The sequence below is a fragment of the Dyadobacter sp. genome (genome assembly GCF_017744695.1).
Lineage (GTDB): Bacteria > Bacteroidota > Bacteroidia > Cytophagales > Spirosomataceae > Dyadobacter.
In genome coordinates, this window is record NZ_JAGIAS010000002.1 from 319,286 (window position 1) to 339,851 (window position 20,566).

Below are 20,566 nucleotides of genomic sequence, written 5' to 3' on the forward strand. Positions count from 1 at the left end.
TCCGACTATGAGACATATTCATCAAATCGCCATGACCGTACTCGTTGCAGGTGCAGCGACGGTCCTGCAAAGCTGCGGTTCATCACGGGCCGAAGAAGAAGAGGGCAAAAAAGCGGCGGCCGAAGCGAGTTCGAGCGCTGCCGTGGTGGACGCATTTCCGCTTAAAAAAGAACAACTGGTATCCAGCATCCAGATTCCCGGTGAGCTGGTCGCGTTCCAGCAGGTAGACATCTACGCCAAGGTGAGCAGTTTTGTCAAAAAACTCCACGTGGACGTGGGTACGGAGGTACGCGAAGGCCAGTTGTTGGCCACGATGGAAGCACCTGAACTCACTTCCCAACTCATTACCAGCGAATCGCGGCTGAAATCATTTGAAGCCATTTACCAGGCCAGCAAAGCCAATTACGAACGTCTGCTCGAAACCAGCAAAACGCCCGGTACCGTTTCCCAAAACGACCTGGACGTGGCGCTTGCGAAACAGCGCTCTGACCTCGCCCAGCTGGACGCCGCACGTTCTGCCAGCCGCGAAATCACCGATACCCGCAACTACCTTGAAATACGGGCGCCATTCAGCGGCATTATCTCCGCGCGTAACGTGAGTGCAGGCGCCTATGTGGGTCCGTCAGGCAAAGGCTCCGAATTCCCGCTTTTCACGCTGGTAGAGCAACGCAAGCTCCGCCTCGTGGTGAGCGTGCCGGAGCAATATACCAGTTACCTCAAAAATCAGAGCCAGGTTAGCTTCAAAGTGAAATCGCTTCCTAACCAGGATTTCCCTGCCAAAGTAAGCCGCCTCGCGGGCGCGCTGGACACACGTTTACGCTCGCAGCGCACGGAAATGGATGTGGTTAACACTGATAGAAAACTTTTGCCCGGTATGATTGCCGAAGTTTCCATCCCATTATCAGGCGATGCGAACACTTTTGCCGTTCCGAGAACTGCCGTGCTGAATTCGACGCAAGGCACCTATGTGATTAAGGTCGTGGACAAGCGGGCGGTTTGGGTACCCGTGAAAACAGGCAGCAGCAGTACCGAAAAAACCGAGATTTTCGGTGATGTGAAAGAAGGCGATGTACTCGTGAAAGTGGCCAATGAAGAAATCCGGGATAATTCGGATCTGAAAAATGTGAAGCAGGAAGCCATTTAGGCCTGTCAGCGCAGGGCAGTTTTGCCCTCATTCAATACAATTCTTAGTTTAAAACCTGCAAGATCGGTCTTTACCTCACGGCAAAGGCCGTTTTTGTAGGAATAAACCCCCTCCTTCCCATCCGGCAGCGTTACGCCGTACCTACCCTCAGACAGCTTCCGGATGTTGCACATTTTGCCATACCGTTCAGAATAGACCTCCGTAATATTAACAGGTTCCTTGTAATACAGGCCGGTAATGGTGCTGATGATCGGTTTGTTTACCACCACGCTGGGTTTGTCCCCGATATCTTCCCCGGAGAACAGTACCTCATAAAGTGACTTGGAACTGGTTTTGGTGAGCGTCTTCTCTTTAAGATCGCCATTCACGTGGTGGGCGCAGGTGGCGGAAACGAGCTTCCCCTGCACATAATTGGTTTGGGTTGAGTACGACCCTTTGTAAAACATGATTTTGAAATCGGACTCGATGCGGTGCGTTTCTGCATTGTCGGCCCCTTTTTCATCGAATACTTTCAACGACCCGATGGTCCGGCCTGCCACCATCACATCATAGACATTCTGCCCCCTCGCAACTGAAAAAGCGAGCATTAAACACCCGATCCATACAAATCCCAATACGCGCATCTTCCCTCTTGTTTTGTTTCCCAATCGTGTGCAATCTCCTAATAACTCCATTATTTCTGTTCCTATTGCCCTTGAACAAAGATTATCAAGCTATTAACTTAACTGAATGCGAGGGAAGTGTGGCGACCGTTCAGGAAAAAGGGGGATTAAATGCCCCACCAGTTAGTGAACGGCACCTCATCCCCCCGATACTTAAAACCGCCCGAATTTCAGGGTCAGATTGTAGGAAATATTGCTCAAATCACTGTCGGTTAGTCCGTTACCTTCTGCATTAAATGCTTTACGATAAGAAATTCCGGGACTGAAACGCATCCATTTCAACAAATTGAATTCCACCTGCACGCCCGGCTCCATAACAAAGAAACATTTCGCGTCATCATTGTCATGGCGGTCATCCCAGTCGTCCCACTCCCAGTTATCGAGGTCGTTACGGTCGTATTGCATTGTGAAGCCGGCACCCGTCAGCAAATTCGCCGTAAAATGCACCTTGCGCGTCGACGCGAACACGTACTCGGTCATCAGGCCGAACTGACCATATTGGTAAGTCATTTTACGGGCGGGGAAATTCTGTTCCAATGCCGGCACCGGAATGTAGTTTGTGGTCGCGGAGGCGCCTATTCCAAGCAAAAACCGCTGGTTGATAAACCAGCCGCCGTACAGTTCGGCCATGTTGGCATAATCGCCGTTAATTTTCGTGAATTTATTGGAAATCGCCGCATAGCCTCCCGAACGGTAAATTCCCCGGCTTTGAAAGAGCGTTTGGTTATTCTGCGCAAAGGTGCTTGCAGTAGCGCCCAGCACAAAAATGAAGATGAATGATAAAAGAGTCCTTTTCATGATCGCTAAGTTGTTTCTTTCGAGACAACCGGCTCCCTCGATCCCCCTATGCCCTCTTCAATTTTTTCAAAAACCCTTATTTAACCAGTGAAAAATCGAGCTGCTGAATCAATGCGGGATTTTCGGGTGAGAGCGTAAAATATACTTTAATATTGCCCGAGGTGCCGTTCAATATAAACGTGCCCCGGAGCTGATTCTCGGCCGTCATTTCCGTCGAACCCGTGATCGCCCCTGTTTTGGCAAGCAACGCATCCAGCTCCTTGCGGCGATGCGATACAGAACGATCGGGGAAGAAGTTTTCCGCGAAAATGCCGCTCTGTTCGGCATTCTGCCACGCCGGAAGGAGTTTGACAAGTTGGTCTTTCCGTTGTTTCAAAACGTTCGAGACGGCAACAGGCAATGGTTTCAGGCCCGCTAGTGCGATCACCGTATCCAACACGGCCGTATTGATCGTCGCCATACCCGCATACGTGCGGTTCGCGTGTGCGATGATGCCGATGCCGTATTCCGGCAATATCTGCCATTGGCTCCCAAACCCCGGCAAGCCACCGGTGTGGCCGATTCCCGTTCTCCCTTCGCAGTCTTTACTCCAACGCAATCCATAACCATAAGCCGAAACCATCGCACACGCCCGACCGCTTGGGTATTTGTACGACGCATTCAGGCTATTGAAGTTCCAGGGCATTTGCATTTCCCGCACATCGCTTCGGAGCACGGGACCCGCCTCGGCAGCGGAAGAAGGCGGCCAGGCTGATAAATGGAATGCGACATACTTGCTGAAATCATCGATCGATGTGATCAGCCCGCCCATGGCACCGTAAGTACCGTCATGTTCCAGTTCTTCTTCCTTCCAGACATCGTCCTCATAACGATAACCATGCGCGAGCAAGTTTTTCGGCGCCAGCGTGTATTCCCAAATCGTGTTCTTCATGCCCAGCGGCTTAAAAATGACCTCGTTAATGTACTGCTGATAGGGCTTGCCCGACACGTTCGAGATGATCTTGCCCAGCATCGCAAAGCCCAGGTTGCTGTATTCATAAGTAACACCCGGCACATTGGAGAAGGAAATACCCTTGGCTATCAGGGCAATCAGGTCTTTATCCTGGGTATCGAGCTGGCGGTCCCCCCACGGATTATCTTCGGGAAAGCCCGCCATGTGGGTAAGCAAATGCCGGATGGTAATCGCTGGCGCATCTTTTGTCAGCGACGGCATATTTTTCAATTCCGGAATGTAAAGGTATGCGGGGTCGTCGAGTCTCAATTTCCCTTCTTTCCGAAGCGCCAGAATGCCCATGGCCGTCACGCTTTTCGACATCGAAGCAATGCGGAAAAGCGATTGCGGCGTCGCTTTCGTCGAAGTAGCGACCTCCGAAAAGCCCTGCCCGCCTGATACCAGCAGCTGACCATCTACTACCAGTCCGAATGCCAGCCCGGGGAAATGGTTCTTCTCCGCGTAATCATGATAGAGCTTTTCAATAACGGGGAGTGTCGCCCTGATTTTATCGAGCCGCTCCCGCGAGGCGGTTTGCGACCAGGTTTGTAATGCAACCAAACTAAGGAGTGAAGTGAGAATGACGCGCATCAGGCAGTGAACAGGTTGGTTAGGTGATTGGGTGAAGATAAAAAACGGTCACCGTTTTGCCTACTATTTTACCTACAACCCCTCCACCTGGTGCCGTTAAATCACTAAAATGCAACGATTCTTGGTTTTGTACAATACATACTTTTTAATTTAATTTAAAAAATCCAATTCCTATGAATCAAATGATTGCCAGATACGTTAATTTTGCATTAGTGGAAGTTTAGAACTGCACATAATGCAATTTTTAAGCATCTAACCCGTGAATCGAAAAAATTAAAAAAATTATATAAGGATATTACTAATCACACGTTATGAATTATTCAATTTTCGCTCCTTCCGATTCCCGACGATATTTAAGATGGGCCGTAGCGGCCTTCTTCTTCGTGCAAGGACTCAGCTTCGCCGCCTGGGCAAGCCGGATCCCGGACATTAAAAACATGCTCCATCTGACAGAAGGCGGTCTCGGTACCGTGCTTCTCGCCCTCCCGCTGGGCTTGATGGCCAGTCTTCCGATCTCCGGCTGGATGGTAACCCACTACGGCAGCAAGAAAATGGTGCTGATCGGCGCAATTCTCTACGCAATCACATTGACATTCATCGGTTTCGTTACGCGTACCGAGCAGCTCGTGATCGCATTGTTCGCATTCGGTTTGTGGGGTAACCTCACCAACATCGCCGTGAATACGCAGGCGGTGGCGGTAGAACAGGTTTACGGCAAGTCCATTATGGCATCTTTTCACGGCTTGTGGAGCCTTGCAGGCTTTGTAAGCGCGATGATCGGCTCGCTGTTCATTTCGGTAAGTATCCCTCCTCATATCCACTTTATTGTCATCGCCCTGATCGCCTTCGCTGTCATTTTCACTGCGTACAAGCACACAATGCCTGATACCGAAAAAGAGGCGGGCGAAGAACAACCGATGTTCGTAAAGCCCGACCGCGATCTTCTGATCCTAGGTTTGATCGGCTTCTGTGCGATGGTCTGTGAAGGCGCGATGTTTGATTGGAGCGGCGTTTACTTCCAGGAAGCAGTTCACGTACCGGCTTCAATGACTACGCTTGGCTATGTGGCTTTTATGGGTACCATGACGGGCGGCCGTTTCGCCGGTGACTGGCTTGCCAACCGCCTCGGACGTCGTAAAATGTTGCAATTGAGCGGCACGTTAATGGGTACCGGCCTGGCCATTGCCGTAACATTCCCTACCCTGGTCACCGCCACATTGGGTTTTCTGCTGGTTGGTTTCGGTGTATCATCGGTGGTTCCGCTGGTTTACAGTGCTACCGGGCGCTCTAAAACCATGTCGGCTGGAATGGCGCTGGCGGCGGTTTCTTCCATCAGCTTCATCGGCTTCCTGATCGGCCCGCCGTTGATCGGTATCGTGGCACAGTTTGCCAATCTCCGCTGGTCATTCGCCATCGTGGGCGTGTTGGCGACACTGACGGCCTATCTGTCGACCAAGGCCCGCCTGATCGACTAAGACACACTGGTACATATTTTTCATAGAAAAGAGGATAGCGGCAGCGTTATCCTCTTTTCGCTTTTTAAAGCATAAGATCCATGAAAAAACTCAGTCTGGGCATTGGCCTGCTATTCCTGTCCCTCACAGCCGTAAACGCGCAAAACGACTCGTTACGGCCGCTGGATATGAACCTGGAAACATATACCTACCCTTTTCCCGTCGATTACCTGGAATGGGAATCGCAGGGTGAAAAGCTTCGAATGGCGTACATGGATGTGCGTCCCACGCGGGCGAACGGGCGGGCGGTCATGCTCCTGCACGGGAAGAATTTCAACGGGGCATATTGGGAGGAAACCGCCAGAGCGCTTGCCGATAAGGGTTTTCGCGTGATCATGCCGGATCAGATCGGCTTTGGGAAATCGACTAAACCCTTGCATTTCCAGTACTCGTTTCATGAGCTGGCAGCCAATACCAAAAAAGTCCTGGACAAGCTGGGCATTACCAAAGTAGCTGTTCTGGGGCATTCGATGGGCGGTATGCTGGCTACCCGTTTCACCCTGATGTACCCCCGGCTCGTCGAGAAACTCATTCTTGAAAACCCCATCGGCCTCGAAGACTACAAGCTGAAAGTGCCGTTCCAGCCCGTGGATAAATGGTATATGAGTGAATTGAAAAGCGATTTTAATTCCATTAAAACCTATCAGCTGAACAGCTATTATGACGGCAAATGGAAGGACGCTTACACCAAATGGGCAAATCTGTTGGCAGGCTGGACGCTCGGAAAGGACTACCCGCGCGTGGCCTGGAACAGCGCATTAACCTATGATATGATTTACACGCAGCCCGTATGCTACGAATTCGGGCAGATTAAGGCTCCTACGCTCCTCATCATCGGCCAGCGCGACCGAAGTGCCGTCGGGAAGAATATGGCGCCTGAGAATCTGCGAAAAACGCTCGGAAATTATCCGGAGCTGGGTAAGCAAACCAAGGCGAAGATTACCCGTAGCGAATTAGTGGAACTGGATAACATCGGGCATTTACCGCATATCGAGGATTTTGGCAGGTTTATTACGCCGTTGTTGCGGTTTTTGGAAAAGCAATAATAGATGATTTACATTTTTAAATATTGAATAATTTATAAATATAAACTATTCGAAATAAAATGCCGCACAGATTACGAACCGTGCGGCATTTTTATTTTTTCCAACAAGGCGGCTCCTCCGCAGCCTGATTGAATCTGAGCATCTAATTGCTATAAACAGATCGTTCCTCCGGAGCACTTCAAGTTGCCTCATTATTGTACCAGCAGACCATCGCCGGCGACCTTCTCTTGGCTGAGGTCGTAAGACGCTTCATTGCCCCAGCGGGGTTACGCGTTTATAGAAACCGACGAGTCATCAACGATATTTCGACTCCGGAGGTCTCCTATCGGCATAAATGTCAGAGGTAATCACGGCGATAACCTGTCTGGTCAGCCCAAAAACTGACTCACATAATTCCTGCTGGTGAGAATAGCGCTTTTAACGTCGGTAATATTACCCTCATAAGCCTTATCCTCCACCTCGATCACAACCGGTCCGCGATAACGCACGTCTGTCAATGCGGCGAAGAAACCACGCCAGTTTACATCTCCTAATCCGGGAAGCTTGGGAGAATGGTATTCCAATGGGTTAGCTAGAATACCTACATTATTTAATTTATTTTTATAAACTTTCGCATCCTTCAAATGGACATGATGTAAGCGTGATTTATAATTATAAATTGGCAACAATTCATCCATCATCTGCCAGATCATATGGGAGGGATCGTAATTCAGGCCGAACAACGGGTCGGGGATGATTTCGAACATCCGGTCCCATACAGCGGGGCTGATCGCGAGGTTCTTCCCTCCCGGCCATTCGTCGTCGGTAAAGAACATGGGGCAATTTTCGATGCCTATTTTCACATTGTTTTCCTCGGCGACTTTCACAATCGCAGGCCATACATCGGCAAAACGGGCCAGGTTATCTTTAATGCTTTTGGAAGGATCGCGGCCGATAAACGTGGTAACAACCGGAATATCGAGCTTTGCTGCCCCACGGATTACCTGCTTGATGTGTTCTATATAATATTCCGAACGGTTTGGATCGGGATCAAGCGGGTTGGGATAATAACCGAGCGCCGAAATAAAGACCCCAGCCTCTTTCAGGTTGTGTTTGATGGACGATACTTTCTGGTCGGTAAGGTTGTTGACATCGATGTGGGTAACGCCTGCATAGCGGCGGCTGTCGGCATTATCGGCTGGCCAGCACATTACTTCTACACATGAAAAGCCATTATTTCCAGCAAATTGAACGACGTGTTCGAAGCCGAAATCGGCCAGAATTGCACTATTAAAACCTAATTTGAGCATAAGGATCTAGTTTTTTGGCAAACATCCGCAAAAAACGAGCGGGTTTCAAGGAATACCGGAAAATCCCATCCAAAATTTCCGAGGCTTCATCAACACAGGGCACCGCCGGTAAATATCGCCCCCTATGAAATCCTGCGAATTTTAGTAATATTGATCCGACAAAAACAATGAACCTTAACACTTTATCACTTATGGCAGATTCTGAACCGGGTATTGGTAAAAAGATACTCAGCTTTTTCATCAAAGACGCCGACGAAACCGCCTCAGGACAGCAAATTCCGAAGCCAGCTGTCGCAGCTCCCGCTCCCGAAACGCCGAAACCAGCGCCAGCAACCGTCACAAACGCAGCAGGAACCGGGCAAATCGACAAGAAGTTTACGGAACATTTCGTCAATCTCCTCGAAAAAGCCAACCTGCCCGGCCCCGATTATTTCGAATACAAACAAGCACTTCAAAGTATGGAGGGGCTAGGTTTGGGCGAAGAAAAACAGTTTCAGGCGGCCTGGGCGAGCTTCAAGGCCATGGGTGGTGCAAAAGATACCACCATTCTGAAATCTTCCGCCGATCAGTACCTCGGGATTCTCAGCAAAGACCGGGATTCATTCCTCAAAGATGTCGAGAAGGCAATCAAGGAGCGGGTGGGCGCTTTGCAGGACGAATACAAGAAACTGGAAGAGACAAATGCAGCATATGCGCAACAAATCATTGATTTACAAAAGAAAATAGACGACAATAAAAACCGATTAGGTCAGATTTCCGGCGAAGTTTCCGAGCAGACTGCCAAAATCAATACCAATAAGGACAGCTTTGAAGTCACCTATGTAAGTTTTGTAGACCAGATCCAGTCCGATCTTGCGAAAATCAACCAATATCTTCAATAAAACCTGACAACTAAATCACAATGGTAACACCAGATTTCACCCAGATCGGCGGCTCGCAGGAGGACAACTCCAAGAAGTCCTATTGGAGCCGACCGGAAGGCATTACTTCCCTCCTTTTTCTGGGAGGTTTAGGGGCTGTGGCACTCTATTTCTGGAACAAAATCGCGGCTTTCCTGATCGAAGTAACCCAAAATACGCTCTACCTCGGCTTCCTGATGGCCATACTGGCGCTCGTTATTTTTCTGCTGACGAGCAAGGACGTGCGTACGGCGGCATTCTTCCTTTTCAAATCGCTGATGCGAAGCATTACCGGCCTCATTATCAAGCTGGACCCGATCGCAATCATGAAGATTTACGTCGACGACCTGAAAGAGAAGCGGGAGAAAATGCAGGGGCAGATCAATACGCTGGCCGGCCAGTTGGTGAAGCTCAACAAGAATATCAATGAAAACAACGAGCGTATCAAGCAGAAGTTTGCGGAAGCGAATAAGGCAAGCACCATGCTCGACCGCCCGGGCATGAAGGAAACCGCATCGCTTGCGACCATCGAGGGCGCCGGCTTGCAGGAAATGAACGAGAAACTGCTCCCCTTGCAGCGCAACATGAAGACTGTGCTGGAATTTATGGAAAAAGTAAACAAGAGCGCAGATTACATTATTAAAGAAACAGAAATAAAGGTTAAACTCAAAGAGGCAGAATATAGAATTGTAAAGGAAAGCTCCAATGCATTACGTACAGCTATCAGCATTTTCAAGGGTAATCCTGACAAGAAGTTCTATTTCGATGAGTCGATGGAGTACATCCAGGACGATATGAGCCAAAAACTGGGGGAAATGAAGCGTGCGATGGATTTGTCGATGGACTTCATTAATGGCGTGGACGTGCAGAATGGGCTATTGTCCGACAAGGGTCAGGCTATGCTGGAAGCTTACAACTCAGGACAGTTCAAACTGATCCAGCTGGACACACCGCAACCGGCCACCCGTTCGATAGATACGCCGAAAGATTCGAGCTACAAGGGCTTACTGGATTGATAATTCTTCATTTATTCGCTTCATATTTCTCATTTTACACATCATAGCTACATGAAAAGACTAACAGTTGCCGGCCGGTTGATCATCACCGCGCTCATTTTGGGGGCCATTTTCGTCGGGTACAAATACCTGGGCGGACAAAAAGCCCTGAACCAAATGGCCGAAGATCAGGCGAAAAGCCCTCAGACAGAAGCCACCATCGACACCACCGAAAGCACCGCGTCGGATCCGGGCACTTCATCGAACAGCCAGGCCACGGCTGCCGGCGAGGGTGCTGCTTTCACCTACACGTCGCCTGCGCCAGTGGATGGGAAGCTGCGCGGTGTGGTCGAACTTGGTGCGAGCGGTTTCAACTCATTTATCATCACCGTCGACAAAGAAAAGCGCTGGAAACTTGAAAAATCAGAATTCGGAAACAGCCTTGTGACCGAGAATATGGCCACCGACGAAGACGTGCGCATTGGCTTGAAAAAGTATATCGGCACCATGCTCGACTACGGTGTAGGCAGCAAAGACATCCATTTCGTGGTAAGCTCCGGCGCCGCGAAAGCGGAGGTAACGACCAAAATTACCCGCGTTTTGAAGTCGCTGGGTTATGTTGTGAACCAGGTTACTCCTGAACAGGAAGGCCAGCTGGCGTTGAAATCCGTACTGCCTGCTGAATATGCGGACAAGGCATTTGTGGTGGATATTGGCTCGGGTAATACCAAGATCTCGTGGATCAGCGGCGGTAAAATCTCCGCATTGGAATCTTACGGTGCAAAATATTTCCAGGACGGGACCGACGACTCAAAAGTGTATCAGGAAGTGAGCGCCAAAGCGAAACAAGTACCTGCTAACCTACGCAATACCTGCTTCATTATCGGCGGGGTACCTTTTGAAATGGCTAAGGAAGTACGCAAAGGCAAAGAGCGCTACACTACATTGAGCGCTCCCCTGGCCTATTCCAAACTGACCAACGCCAAATCCAAAGCGGGAGTTAACATTTATAAAGCAGTAACCGACGCCACAGGCTGCCAGCAATTCGTCTTTGACTGGGACGCTAACTTTACGATCGGTTTTTTGTTGGGCTTGTAATGTAGGATGCCTTGAAAATTGTCATGCTGAGCGAAGTCGAAGACAGTCTATACGGCGAGATGTTTGGCAACTTCGTCGCAAATGCTTCGACTCCGTTCAGCATGGCAATGCTCCCTTTCGTCCCTTTCCTCCTTTCTCCGCTTCAAAACATGACGCTACAACAATTCTTCGCCTCCATTTCCGCTAACCCGTGGCCCGCGGTAGTTTACTTTTTGATATTGCCATTTACGGCTTGGGCGGTGGGCATGGCTGCGGATGGAAGCCGGGATGTTAAGTTCTGGAGTATTATTTACGCGATCCTCGTTTACGCAGTTTGCATTCCGGGGATCTTCGCGGTTACCCTCAACATTTACCTTTTTCTCTTCGAACGCCAGAGCATCTGGAACGCCAACATCGTTTTACAGTATTTGCCCGTCATTTCGATGGCAATTACCCTGATGTTGATTAAAAGCAAGATCCCATTCGCACTAATTCCAGGTTTTGGGAAAATTTCAGGATTTCTTACCTTGATCGCCGCGCTCATCGGTGTGATGTGGTTTTTCGACAGAATCCACTTAGTAGCATTCACTTACGTTCCATTTTCGATCATTTTAATTGGTTTTGTACTCACTTTGCTAGCCATCAGGTTTGCATGGAGCAAGTTGTTCTGAACAACGGCACGTATATCCAAATCTCCGTCAGCGACGAGCAGAAGCTTTTTGCCCGTCAGCTCGTGAACCACTCGATAATTCATCATCACACTTCAAACATTTGGGATAAAAACCAAGACCGCCTCGCGCAGACGCGCATGATGCGCTTCACGGGCACACTTGGCGAAATCGTGTTCGCCGACTGCTACCACCTCCCCCGTCCTACCCGCTCGTTCGGCGCTACCGACGGCCAGGACTGGGGCCAGGATTTCCTCATCTGCTCCGACACCGAAGATTTTGCCGTTGACATCAAATCCATGAAACGCCGCTCCGGCATCCTGGCCGGCGACTACGTTCTGAATATCCCTTCCTCCCAGCTTCATAAACCCGGTTCCAAAACCTCGCATTACTTCTGCATTTCATTCCACCAATCCGAAACCGACGGTACCATCGCTTCATTGCTGGGGTTTATCGATAAACAGGCACTGGAAAGTGGTGAAACTGGTGCGCTATTCCCTGCCGGGACAAAGCGTGTCCGAGCCGACGGCAGTGCCTTTACCTTTAATGAATCGACGTATGAGGTGTCGTTTTCTGACATTGCGCCGCCCGTGGTAACTAATTCCCTCCGCAGGATAAAGGGATTTAGAGTGTGTCGATTGAAATGAGTATGTTTTGTGCGTAAATTTGGTTTAACACTACATCACTCGCTAAAGACTATGAAAGCCATCAAAGCCCCAAAAGTAAAGTTGACACTGAGTTTGAGAAAATCGGCCGTCGAGAAGGCACAGGAGTACGCTGATAAACACCACACTTCATTGTCAACAATGGTTGACGAATACCTTGATCAGTTTCAGGAAACAACATCCGATGGCAAACGTAAGGCGGAAATCATTAACAGCCTTTTCGGCCTTCTTAAAGACAGTCCGATGAGCAATATGACCGATCGGGAAATCAAGGACATGATGATGAAAGACAAATATGGTTTATGAGATTATTTCTCGATACCAATGTGCTCGTAGATCATGCTTTGATAAGAAAAACAGGTCGGCCCTATGAAGCTGAATTCATATTGGACTGGGCAGCCTATCACGAAATTCCAATGTTTGTCTCGCCAGGTTGCATTTATACATTTGTTTATCTTTTGCAAAAGCATGGGATCAAGGAGGAAGCGTTAAAACAACAACTGTCTTTCTATCTTGAAGTTTTAAACATTTCGCATGTTGATAGCCAATGCTTTGCAGACGGCCTGCAATCCGATTTCACGGATGTCGAAGATTCATTTCAGTATTTTTCTGCTCTAAGATCCAACTGCGATTTCTTGCTGACAACCAATCTCACCGATTTTCGTTGTGCGGACAATGCGAACATTACCGTAACTTCACCTCTTAATTTTCTGATCACTGTCCTCAAAAAGCAAAAAGGCATCGACTTCTGACAAATGGCTTCACAAACACGCACGTACGCGCGCAAAAAATTGCTGGGCCAGGTTTATACGCCGCTTCATATTGTCGATAAGATATTGGGACATTGCGACTTTTATGACGCCGATTTAACCGAAAAACGCATTCTTGACCCGGCTTGTGGCGACGGACGTTTCCTGGTTCCCATGGCGGAATTTATCATTCGCAATACCCCGGCCGACCAGGTAGCAGGACAACTACAACAGCTGCACGGATGGGATATTGACAAAAAGGCTTTGCAGCAATGCCGCGAAAACCTGGACGCGCTGGTAGCTCCGCTAGGTATTGAAGTAAACTGGAACCTGCGGAAGTGTGACGCGTTGAAACAATGGCGATCCCGCGAAAAATTTGACCTGATCGTCGGGAACCCGCCTTATATCCGCATTCAGCATTTGCCTGAAACACAGCGAAAATACATTCAGAAACACTACTCATTTTGCAGTACGGGTTCTACCGATGCATTTATTGCATTTTTTCAACTCGCAACCAAACTCCTCGCGCCCGATGGCCTGTGTGGCATGATCACGCCCAACTCTTACCTCGTTTCGGAGTCAGGCGGGCCTTTGCGGAGATATTTTCATAAAAATCAGAACTTAAAGCATATCACCAACTACCGTGATGTACCGGTCTTTGGTGCTGCTTCGACCTACCCTGCGATTACTATCTTCGGCGGGCGGCGGGCGGATGTTTTCCGGTTTGAACAATGTGTCAACAACCGCTTCGAATATACGGGACGCGATATTCCCCATGTCGAGTTGCAGAACGATATCCCGTGGCAACTCTCGGTTAATGCACAAACCGCATTGGAAGGGCGGCGGCTGGGTGATATTTGTAAAATCTCAGTCGGATTGACGACCCTGGCCGACGGCTATTATCTCTTCAACATCATCAGCGAAAAGAATGGCCTGGTGTATGCCAAAAACAAGAACGGCTTCTTCACGCACCTTGAAAAAGAACTTTTGAAACCCATTATTAAAGGTTCCAAACTGAAAGGCGCCGACGATGCGGTGACGGAATATATTCTGTTTCCTTACCAAAAAGACGAGTCTGATAAACAGCGTATTATCCCCGAAGACACGCTAAAAAATGAATTTCCCCAAACATATTCGTACCTGCTTAAAGTAAAATCCGAACTGGATCGTCGTGATAACGGGAAGCCCAACGCCGTGGCGTGGTACGCGTTCGGGCGGGCGCAGGGGCTGGATAATGCGTTTGGCAAGAAGATCATTTTCTCGCCGATCAACCGAGAGCCGAATTTTATTTTGTATGAAAATCCGGACGTAACTGTTTATTCCGGTTATTTTATTAAATATGACGGTGATTATCAGACGTTGCTGGAACAACTCAATTCGCAGCGAATGGCCGATTTTGTGGCCATTGCAGGTCGAGATTTCCAGGGAGGCTACAAAGGCTATAATAAAAAGGTAATCGAGAATTTTATCATCACTAATCACTCCTGATACGATGGACATCACAGCTGCTATCGACCGTTTGACCTGGCTCTGCCAGCATATTCCCGCGCTTCTTGCGGCTGTACCAATTGCAGAACTGGAAAGCAAGCCTGCGCCCGAAAAATGGAGCAAAAAGGAAATACTGGGTCACTTGATCGATAGTGCAGCCAATAACCACCAGCGGTTTATCAGGATCCAATCCGAGCACGAACCGGTGATTTTCTACAACCAGAATGACTGGGTTGGGCTGAGCCGGTATAACGACATGGAAATTGGGCAGCTAATCGCGACCTGGACGCATTACAATCTTCATTTGGTGGCTGTCGCAAAAGCGATCGTGCCTGAAAACCTCACCCGAAATGGTGTGGGCCGGGACGGCCAGCCGCATTCGCTAAAATGGTATTTCGACGATTATGTCGACCATATGGAGCATCATTTGAGACAAATTGTAACCTATTAACCCATGTATTTCACAAATTTATAATTTATAAAAGCGAATAAATAAACGAACGTTCATTTATATTTACGTAAAAATGACCTGATAAATTGAGATTACGCGACGCAACGAAGGAAGCCCTGATCCGGGAAAAAGCAATCGAACTTATCGTAAACCACGGTTTCGACGGGTTGAGTATGCATAAGCTGGCGAAAGCCGCGGGGGTGTCCGTTGCCACGATTTACATTTATTTCAAGGACCGGGAAGACCTGATCCAGCAGGTTTACACCGATGAATCGCGTAAAATGACGGAAGCTACGTTAGTAAACTTCGATCCGGACGCACATTTCGACGAGGGTTTGAAGCGGCAATGGATTAATCGTATGACCTATTGCCTCGAAAACCCGTATAGCATGACATTCATGGAGCAGGTGAAGCATTCGCCGCTGGTAGAACGTTCGACGGTGGATACGCGGTTTTTGCAGGCAATGCAGCGATTTGTACATAATGCGATCGACCGGAAGGAAATTATGCCATTGCCGGTGGAAATATACTGGTCTATTGCCTTTGCCCCGCTTTACCAGCTCGTGAAGTTCCACATTGCGGGTAAAAGCATGCCCGGCCGCCCTCCTTTTGCTTTTGATGAAGAGAAAATCAACCTGACACTCGGATTGGTACTAAAAGCCTTAAAACCTTAGCTAAAAGCTGAAACCGGTCCGCATCCTATTTTGTTTGCCATGAACGACCATAGAATCACCGAGGCGTTTGTGCTGGTTTTTAAGACCAACATCAACAACCCAAGACAAGTCAAATCGATCGCCAACACGCTGGATAGCTGCCCCGACATCCTGAAATGGAATGTCGACCTGGCCGATATCGACAAAGTGTTGCGCATTGAAGCCACACACGAGCAATGCGGGCCCGTGATCGAACTGGTGACCCGCGCAGGTTACGCATGCGAAGAATTAACAGACTAAAAATTTACAAATTCAAACTCTATGTCCGAAACCAAACCCACATTTACCGGCTATGAAAAGTTTATCATAGCCCTTTTAGCCACTTTGCAGTTTACAGTTGTGCTCGATTTCATGGTACTATCACCATTGGGCTACATCCTGCTCGACAAGTTATCCATTACCACGAGTCAATTCGGGTTGGTCGTCTCCGCATACGCATTCAGTGCGGGCGCTTCCGGCCTGCTTACCGCCGGTTTCGCCGACAAGTTCGACCGTAAAAAACTATTACTGTTCTTTTACGTCGGCTTCCTCATCGGGACCTTGTTCTGCGGGATCGCGCCCACCTACCATTTCCTGCTCGCAGCCCGTGTATTCACAGGTATTTTCGGGGGTGTAATTGGCTCGATCAGCTTCGCCATTATTACCGACTTGTTCGCGATCAACGTTCGCGGTCGGGTGATGGGGTTTGTGCAAATGGCCTTCGCGAGCAGCCAGGTTTTGGGTATCCCCATTGGCCTGTATCTGGCGAACAAGTTCAGTTGGCATGCACCATTCCTGATGATCGTCGGGCTGGGCCTGATCGTCGGTGTGCTGATTGTAACACAAATGAAACCGATCAATGCACACTTGCAGATCGAGCGGAAGGGCAATGCATTCCAGCATCTGGCCAAGACCCTCGCCCGCCCCGATTACCTTCAGGGCTTTGCGGCCACTGCATTGCTTGCCACCGGCGGGTTTATGCTCATGCCATTCGGTACCGCTTTCGGCGTCCACAACCTGGGCATCGCCGAAGCATCGCTCCCTACATTATATATGGTAACCGGCATTTCCATGCTCGTGTTTAGCCCGATGATCGGCAAGCTGAGCGACAAAACCGGGAAGTATAAAGTGTTCCTGATGGGCTCGACCGTGACCTGCATTATGACCCTCATTTATTGCAACCTCAACGTGACGCCGCTCTGGATTATCATTGGTTTGAATGTGCTGCTCTTCATTGGCATTACCGGCCGGATGATCTCCGCCTCGGCGCTGATGACCGCCGTTCCCGACCCTGCCGACCGGGGCGCGTACATGGGAATCAACTCATCGATCCAGCAAATCGCGGGTGGCCTGGCTTCACTGCTTGCCGGATTTATTGTGTCGGAAACGAGCACAGGCTTCATCGAAAACTATCCGCTGCTGGGCGACGTCGTAGTGTTCGCGGTGATCGTTACAGCGCTGCTGATGTACCGCATTCATAAATATGTAGCAGCGAAAATAGCGGCAGTAGCACCTGCGAACGCGCCTAACCCGGCGGTTTAAAAGTTTTTTGTAGATTTCACTGTCACCCTGAGCGGAGTCGAAGGGTAAATGCGATAACGTTATCGCATTTACCCTTCGACTCCGCTCAGGGTGACGACATTTTATACCTGTCTTATTATCAAATCATTATAAAATAATTACAAAAAAATTCTTTTAATACTTTTTATTCATTTAAAATGATTGATACATTTACCACGACAAAAACTTTTACGACTTTCTATTTATAAGGATTAGGGTTAAAAATATTTTACGTTTATTTACGTATCTGACGTGAAATAAACTACTAACTTTTTATACTTATAATACTTTTAAATGAAAATCATCAGTATTGTCAACAACAAAGGTGGTGTGGGAAAGACTACATCTGCCCAGAGTATTGCTGCCGGTCTCAGCAAATTTGCCAATGCGCGAGTGCTGGTAATTGACCTGGATGCGCAGGCCAGTCTTACCAAAAGTTTCGGCATTCATCATGCCGGACTGAAAAAAGACAGCGGCTCGTTCATCACCGGCGAATACGAATTTGATGAGATCGTCAAGCGAGTTGGAGACATTGATGTATTACCCGGATCAGCCGAAATGATCCACCGGGAGGACACGATCAAGTCGGCGCCCGTTTTTCCTTTCAACCTGAAAATTGCATTGGAAAAAGTGAAGGACCGTTACGACTTCGTGATTATCGACTGCCCTCCTGCCCTCTACGGAAATACGAGGCTGGCACTGGTTTCATGCCACCAGTATTATGTACCGTTGCAGGCAGAGTTTTTGAGCTACGAGGGTTTACGGAATTTCCTGGTGTACTCGGCGGAGATCAAGAAGATCAGTCCGAGCACCAACCTCGGCGGGGTGTTCGCAACGCGCTACAACCCGAAGATCCGGAAGAAGATCAGCCACGAACTGATCATGGCGACACGGGAGCAGTTGGGCGAGGTTTTCATGGAAGCGTACATCCGCGATAACATCGCATTGTCGGAAGCGCAGGCCAACGGAACGACGATCTTTGATTACGCACCCACCAGCAACGGAGCAGAAGACTACTATAAGTTAACCAAAGAAATACTGGAACGAATAAATAACTGACACGTATGGCAAAGGAAAGGAAGTTTGATTTTGCGCCACTACCGCTACCCGAAGTACAGGAAGAGCCCACCGTAGCAATCGCCGCGGCACCCACTGCCGAAGTCATTGACGGCGCTCCCACCAAAGTGACCTTCGATTGTGATTTTGTGCTGATGGAGAATATGAAGGATTACGGCTACTGGGAAGGTCTCACGCAAAAGGACATTATCATCGAATCCTTAAAGCTGTATTTCCAGGACAAAGAAATCCGTCCCCGCCCCGATAAGATACGTAACCGGACCAAGGTAGGCCGCAAGCCGAAGTCGGCATTGGTATAAAAAACGAAAGTCTCCCGAAAGGAGACTTTTTTTGTTGCTATACATTTGGAAACACCGCTACTGAACGGCAATTTTTCCTGACACTTCCCTGCTTCCATTTGTAAACCGGTACATATATATCCCGGCGGCCACATTCAGTTTAATATCCGTTTTCTTCTCGAAAGATTTTGTGAGCACTTCCCGCCCGGCCTGGTCATACAGCTGAATAATGGATTTACCTTGCAGCTTTGTCTCTACGAAAAGGTAATCCCGGGCAGGATTTGGAGAAACTACGACCGATATTTGCGGATCATTGGATACAGAAAGCAGCGGATCAACTTTTACCTCGGCTTTGGCCGTAACCGAACAACCATGCGCATTCAGGATCTCGACCTGATAAATTCCGGAATCTGTTGTTCTGGCATTTTGAATGGAAATATCCGGCGTATCAGCGAAAAAATGGCCAGGGCCAGTCCATTTGTAATCCTTTCCTCCCGCAGCGTTGAGCTGAATGATCTGTCCCTCATAGTAGATTCCACCTCCCTTAATGGTTCCTTTGGGTAAAGGCAACACTTTAACCGAAGCCTCTGCTGACGTGGTGGTTTTGCCCGAAACTCTGCACCTAGCTTCATAGATGCCCGAGGTCGATGGCCTAATGTGTATGGTCTTTGTGTTTTCGAACGTCGACCATTCCAGAGCGCCGGCGCAACCATAAGCAGTGAGCGTCAATTCTTCACCAGCGCACAGTGAGTCAGCGGAAGCCGCTATATGGAATACAGCAGGAATGGAGGATTTTAACTGCCATTCGACCGAATGTGTGCGCAGGGCTCTTGCACCATCCCTGCGACTTAAACCGACAGAATCAAAAACTGCGGCGGTCAGTATGGACATATCGGATACTTGCCTGCTTTTCAAATTGAGCTCATCACCCGAGGCTGATATCAGCCGGCCATTCAATCGCCATTCGGTCCGTAGTGTGTTCGGAACAGGATTTAAAAGTTTGAGTTTAAAATTATGAATTACATCCACATCGATTTTGCCAATCGTATCCGGTTCTATTTTTTCAATCGGATTAACATATTGTAGCAGGCGCTCCACCATTTCCTCCCGACACACTGCACATAGCTGCCTGTCAAGGAATTCCATCTGACAAGTTCCGTTTGCCGGTTTATTCCACAATGCAGCCTCGCCATTCAAGCCATACGGGTAAATCGCGATGGGCGAGGTATCAAGCCAGTTTTTCCATTTGATTGTTGTTGGGTCGGAATTGGCTGTCATGTTTGCCACTTCCCGGGCGCTAACGCCACTTCCCCAATACTCGTCACCGAGATGTCCGAGAGTATGCCCAATTTCATGCATCCCAATACTGCTCGCGGCCTCATTCAATGTAAAAACGGCCACCAATCCCCCGGATCCCCCATAATACGGCGTGTTTACTATTGCCACTACTACGTCATAAGCAGGAAGGTGCGTGGATAAGAGATCATTGAGGACGTCTTGCTTGGTTAATTGAACCGACCGGTGAACGAAGGAGCCGAAAGTCGCGCCAAAAAACGTGTCTTTTGTTTCAACGGGCTGATTAGGATATGCATCAGGGGCGTTACCTGGGTTGGTGACACCACTTTGCCTGGAAGGCGTACGGATGGCAAAGAAGTTAAAATAATCGCGATAGCGGCTGTATGGCTCAAACGTCAGAAAAAGATCCGCGAATTTTCGGGCTTCTCCGGCAAATTTCGGCATCTCGCTATTCGTAAACCCGTCACCCAGAATAACAACATTGATCCGGTTATCGAGTGAGCCAGTCTTTTGAAGTGTATCAACCTGATAGCGTTGCCCGAATGCATTGGTGACAGCGAATGTCGCACAAAACATGAAGATTAGTGCCCTCATTTATAACGGTATTAAAATTCGTATCTGTTCGACCCACCCAGT

At 48.8% G+C, this 20,566-nt stretch carries 22 protein-coding genes; 17 read left to right on the forward strand and 5 right to left on the reverse strand.

Going from position 1 to position 20,566, the window contains the following annotated elements:
• Positions 1-7 precede the first annotated feature (7 nt).
• Positions 8-1,144: an efflux RND transporter periplasmic adaptor subunit gene (locus J7619_RS08835; protein WP_291197060.1), complete on the forward strand. Its 1,137-nt coding sequence runs from the start codon at positions 8-10 to the stop codon at positions 1,142-1,144.
• A gap of 5 nt (positions 1,145-1,149) precedes the next feature.
• Here the strand turns inward: J7619_RS08835 and J7619_RS08840 are convergent, their stop codons facing one another.
• The 3 genes from J7619_RS08840 to J7619_RS08850 form a co-directional block, all read right to left on the reverse strand.
• The gene (locus tag J7619_RS08840) at positions 1,150-1,767 is read right to left on the reverse strand and encodes a DUF6134 family protein (protein WP_291197062.1); all 618 of its coding nucleotides are present in this window, start codon (positions 1,765-1,767) and stop codon (positions 1,150-1,152) included.
• A 192-nt stretch (positions 1,768-1,959) separates the two neighbouring features.
• A complete protein-coding gene (locus J7619_RS08845; RefSeq protein WP_291197064.1) occupies positions 1,960-2,604 on the reverse strand; it encodes a hypothetical protein in 645 nt (214 codons plus the stop codon).
• A gap of 76 nt (positions 2,605-2,680) precedes the next feature.
• A complete protein-coding gene (locus J7619_RS08850) occupies positions 2,681-4,186 on the reverse strand; it encodes a serine hydrolase (RefSeq protein WP_291197066.1) in 1,506 nt (501 codons plus the stop codon).
• A gap of 311 nt (positions 4,187-4,497) precedes the next feature.
• On the opposite strand from J7619_RS08850, the gene J7619_RS08855 reads away from it, so the two are divergent.
• Positions 4,498-5,661: an MFS transporter gene (locus tag J7619_RS08855; protein ID WP_291197068.1), complete on the forward strand. Its 1,164-nt coding sequence runs from the start codon at positions 4,498-4,500 to the stop codon at positions 5,659-5,661.
• A gap of 80 nt (positions 5,662-5,741) precedes the next feature.
• The gene (locus J7619_RS08860) at positions 5,742-6,746 is read left to right on the forward strand and encodes an alpha/beta fold hydrolase (protein ID WP_291197070.1); all 1,005 of its coding nucleotides are present in this window, start codon (positions 5,742-5,744) and stop codon (positions 6,744-6,746) included.
• 368 nt (positions 6,747-7,114) lie between these two features.
• On the opposite strand, the gene J7619_RS08865 is transcribed toward J7619_RS08860, so the two are convergent.
• Complete coding sequence (locus tag J7619_RS08865) at positions 7,115-8,035, reverse strand: sugar phosphate isomerase/epimerase (RefSeq protein ID WP_291197072.1); 921 nt, start codon at positions 8,033-8,035, stop codon at positions 7,115-7,117.
• A gap of 191 nt (positions 8,036-8,226) precedes the next feature.
• Here J7619_RS08865 and J7619_RS08870 point away from each other — a divergent pair, with 191 nt between their 5' ends.
• The 14 genes from J7619_RS08870 to J7619_RS08935 all read left to right on the forward strand — a co-directional run bounded on the left by J7619_RS08870 (position 8,227) and on the right by J7619_RS08935 (position 18,655).
• Complete coding sequence (locus tag J7619_RS08870) at positions 8,227-8,916, forward strand: hypothetical protein (RefSeq protein WP_291197074.1); 690 nt, start codon at positions 8,227-8,229, stop codon at positions 8,914-8,916.
• Positions 8,917-8,936: 20 nt separating this feature from the next.
• Positions 8,937-9,950 carry a hypothetical protein gene (locus J7619_RS08875; RefSeq protein WP_291197077.1) on the forward strand — a complete coding sequence of 338 codons (1,014 nt, stop codon included), beginning with the start codon at positions 8,937-8,939 and terminating at the stop codon, positions 9,948-9,950.
• A 51-nt stretch (positions 9,951-10,001) separates the two neighbouring features.
• Positions 10,002-11,027, forward strand: a complete 1,026-nt coding sequence (locus J7619_RS08880) for a hypothetical protein (protein ID WP_291197079.1) — start codon at positions 10,002-10,004, stop codon at positions 11,025-11,027.
• A 23-nt stretch (positions 11,028-11,050) separates the two neighbouring features.
• Positions 11,051-11,677, forward strand: a complete 627-nt coding sequence (locus tag J7619_RS08885) for a hypothetical protein (protein WP_291197081.1) — start codon at positions 11,051-11,053, stop codon at positions 11,675-11,677.
• Positions 11,659-12,321 (forward strand): hypothetical protein, encoded by a 663-nt coding sequence (locus J7619_RS08890; RefSeq protein ID WP_291197083.1) that lies wholly within the window; start codon positions 11,659-11,661, stop codon positions 12,319-12,321. Before J7619_RS08885 ends, J7619_RS08890 begins: the two co-directional genes overlap by 19 nt.
• A 51-nt stretch (positions 12,322-12,372) precedes the next feature.
• Positions 12,373-12,645, forward strand: a complete 273-nt coding sequence (locus J7619_RS08895; protein WP_291197085.1) for a DUF6364 family protein — start codon at positions 12,373-12,375, stop codon at positions 12,643-12,645.
• Positions 12,642-13,091: a PIN domain-containing protein gene (locus J7619_RS08900; protein WP_291197087.1), complete on the forward strand. Its 450-nt coding sequence runs from the start codon at positions 12,642-12,644 to the stop codon at positions 13,089-13,091. Before J7619_RS08895 ends, J7619_RS08900 begins: the two co-directional genes overlap by 4 nt.
• 3 nt (positions 13,092-13,094) lie before the next feature.
• A complete protein-coding gene (locus J7619_RS08905) occupies positions 13,095-14,576 on the forward strand; it encodes an Eco57I restriction-modification methylase domain-containing protein (RefSeq protein ID WP_291197089.1) in 1,482 nt (493 codons plus the stop codon).
• Positions 14,577-14,580: 4 nt separating this feature from the next.
• Positions 14,581-15,027 (forward strand): DinB family protein, encoded by a 447-nt coding sequence (locus tag J7619_RS08910; RefSeq protein WP_291197091.1) that lies wholly within the window; start codon positions 14,581-14,583, stop codon positions 15,025-15,027.
• Between the two features lie 86 nt (positions 15,028-15,113).
• The gene (locus tag J7619_RS08915; protein ID WP_291197093.1) at positions 15,114-15,701 is read left to right on the forward strand and encodes a TetR/AcrR family transcriptional regulator; all 588 of its coding nucleotides are present in this window, start codon (positions 15,114-15,116) and stop codon (positions 15,699-15,701) included.
• A 39-nt stretch (positions 15,702-15,740) separates the two neighbouring features.
• On the forward strand, positions 15,741-15,980 hold the full coding sequence (locus J7619_RS08920; RefSeq protein WP_291197095.1) for a hypothetical protein: 240 nt from the start codon (positions 15,741-15,743) through the stop codon (positions 15,978-15,980).
• Positions 15,981-16,001: 21 nt separating this feature from the next.
• A complete protein-coding gene (locus J7619_RS08925) occupies positions 16,002-17,261 on the forward strand; it encodes an MFS transporter (RefSeq protein ID WP_291197097.1) in 1,260 nt (419 codons plus the stop codon).
• 312 nt (positions 17,262-17,573) lie between these two features.
• Entirely contained in the window at positions 17,574-18,338 is a 765-nt protein-coding gene (locus tag J7619_RS08930) for a ParA family protein (RefSeq protein WP_106598284.1), read from the forward strand.
• Positions 18,339-18,343: 5 nt separating this feature from the next.
• Entirely contained in the window at positions 18,344-18,655 is a 312-nt protein-coding gene (locus tag J7619_RS08935) for a hypothetical protein (RefSeq protein ID WP_291197100.1), read from the forward strand.
• Between the two features lie 57 nt (positions 18,656-18,712).
• Here the strand turns inward: J7619_RS08935 and J7619_RS08940 are convergent, their stop codons facing one another.
• Positions 18,713-20,524, reverse strand: a complete 1,812-nt coding sequence (locus tag J7619_RS08940) for a M64 family metallopeptidase (protein ID WP_291197102.1) — start codon at positions 20,522-20,524, stop codon at positions 18,713-18,715.
• Between the last annotated feature and the right edge of the window lie 42 nt (positions 20,525-20,566).

Bases quoted from the DNA above. Each gene is read 5' to 3' on its own strand.
- J7619_RS08835 (WP_291197060.1), top strand. From the start codon at position 8: ATGAGACATATTCATCAAATCGCCATGACCGTACTCGTTGCAGGTGCA.
- J7619_RS08840 (WP_291197062.1), bottom strand. From the start codon at position 1,767: ATGCGCGTATTGGGATTTGTATGGATCGGGTGTTTAATGCTCGCTTTT.
- J7619_RS08845 (WP_291197064.1), bottom strand. From the start codon at position 2,604: ATGAAAAGGACTCTTTTATCATTCATCTTCATTTTTGTGCTGGGCGCT.
- J7619_RS08850 (WP_291197066.1), bottom strand. From the start codon at position 4,186: ATGCGCGTCATTCTCACTTCACTCCTTAGTTTGGTTGCATTACAAACC.
- J7619_RS08855 (WP_291197068.1), top strand. From the start codon at position 4,498: ATGAATTATTCAATTTTCGCTCCTTCCGATTCCCGACGATATTTAAGA.
- J7619_RS08860 (WP_291197070.1), top strand. From the start codon at position 5,742: ATGAAAAAACTCAGTCTGGGCATTGGCCTGCTATTCCTGTCCCTCACA.
- J7619_RS08865 (WP_291197072.1), bottom strand. From the start codon at position 8,035: ATGCTCAAATTAGGTTTTAATAGTGCAATTCTGGCCGATTTCGGCTTC.
- J7619_RS08870 (WP_291197074.1), top strand. From the start codon at position 8,227: ATGGCAGATTCTGAACCGGGTATTGGTAAAAAGATACTCAGCTTTTTC.
- J7619_RS08875 (WP_291197077.1), top strand. From the start codon at position 8,937: ATGGTAACACCAGATTTCACCCAGATCGGCGGCTCGCAGGAGGACAAC.
- J7619_RS08880 (WP_291197079.1), top strand. From the start codon at position 10,002: ATGAAAAGACTAACAGTTGCCGGCCGGTTGATCATCACCGCGCTCATT.
- J7619_RS08885 (WP_291197081.1), top strand. From the start codon at position 11,051: ATGCTGAGCGAAGTCGAAGACAGTCTATACGGCGAGATGTTTGGCAAC.
- J7619_RS08890 (WP_291197083.1), top strand. From the start codon at position 11,659: ATGGAGCAAGTTGTTCTGAACAACGGCACGTATATCCAAATCTCCGTC.
- J7619_RS08895 (WP_291197085.1), top strand. From the start codon at position 12,373: ATGAAAGCCATCAAAGCCCCAAAAGTAAAGTTGACACTGAGTTTGAGA.
- J7619_RS08900 (WP_291197087.1), top strand. From the start codon at position 12,642: ATGAGATTATTTCTCGATACCAATGTGCTCGTAGATCATGCTTTGATA.
- J7619_RS08905 (WP_291197089.1), top strand. From the start codon at position 13,095: ATGGCTTCACAAACACGCACGTACGCGCGCAAAAAATTGCTGGGCCAG.
- J7619_RS08910 (WP_291197091.1), top strand. From the start codon at position 14,581: ATGGACATCACAGCTGCTATCGACCGTTTGACCTGGCTCTGCCAGCAT.
- J7619_RS08920 (WP_291197095.1), top strand. From the start codon at position 15,741: ATGAACGACCATAGAATCACCGAGGCGTTTGTGCTGGTTTTTAAGACC.
- J7619_RS08925 (WP_291197097.1), top strand. From the start codon at position 16,002: ATGTCCGAAACCAAACCCACATTTACCGGCTATGAAAAGTTTATCATA.
- J7619_RS08930 (WP_106598284.1), top strand. From the start codon at position 17,574: ATGAAAATCATCAGTATTGTCAACAACAAAGGTGGTGTGGGAAAGACT.
- J7619_RS08935 (WP_291197100.1), top strand. From the start codon at position 18,344: ATGGCAAAGGAAAGGAAGTTTGATTTTGCGCCACTACCGCTACCCGAA.
- J7619_RS08940 (WP_291197102.1), bottom strand. From the start codon at position 20,524: ATGAGGGCACTAATCTTCATGTTTTGTGCGACATTCGCTGTCACCAAT.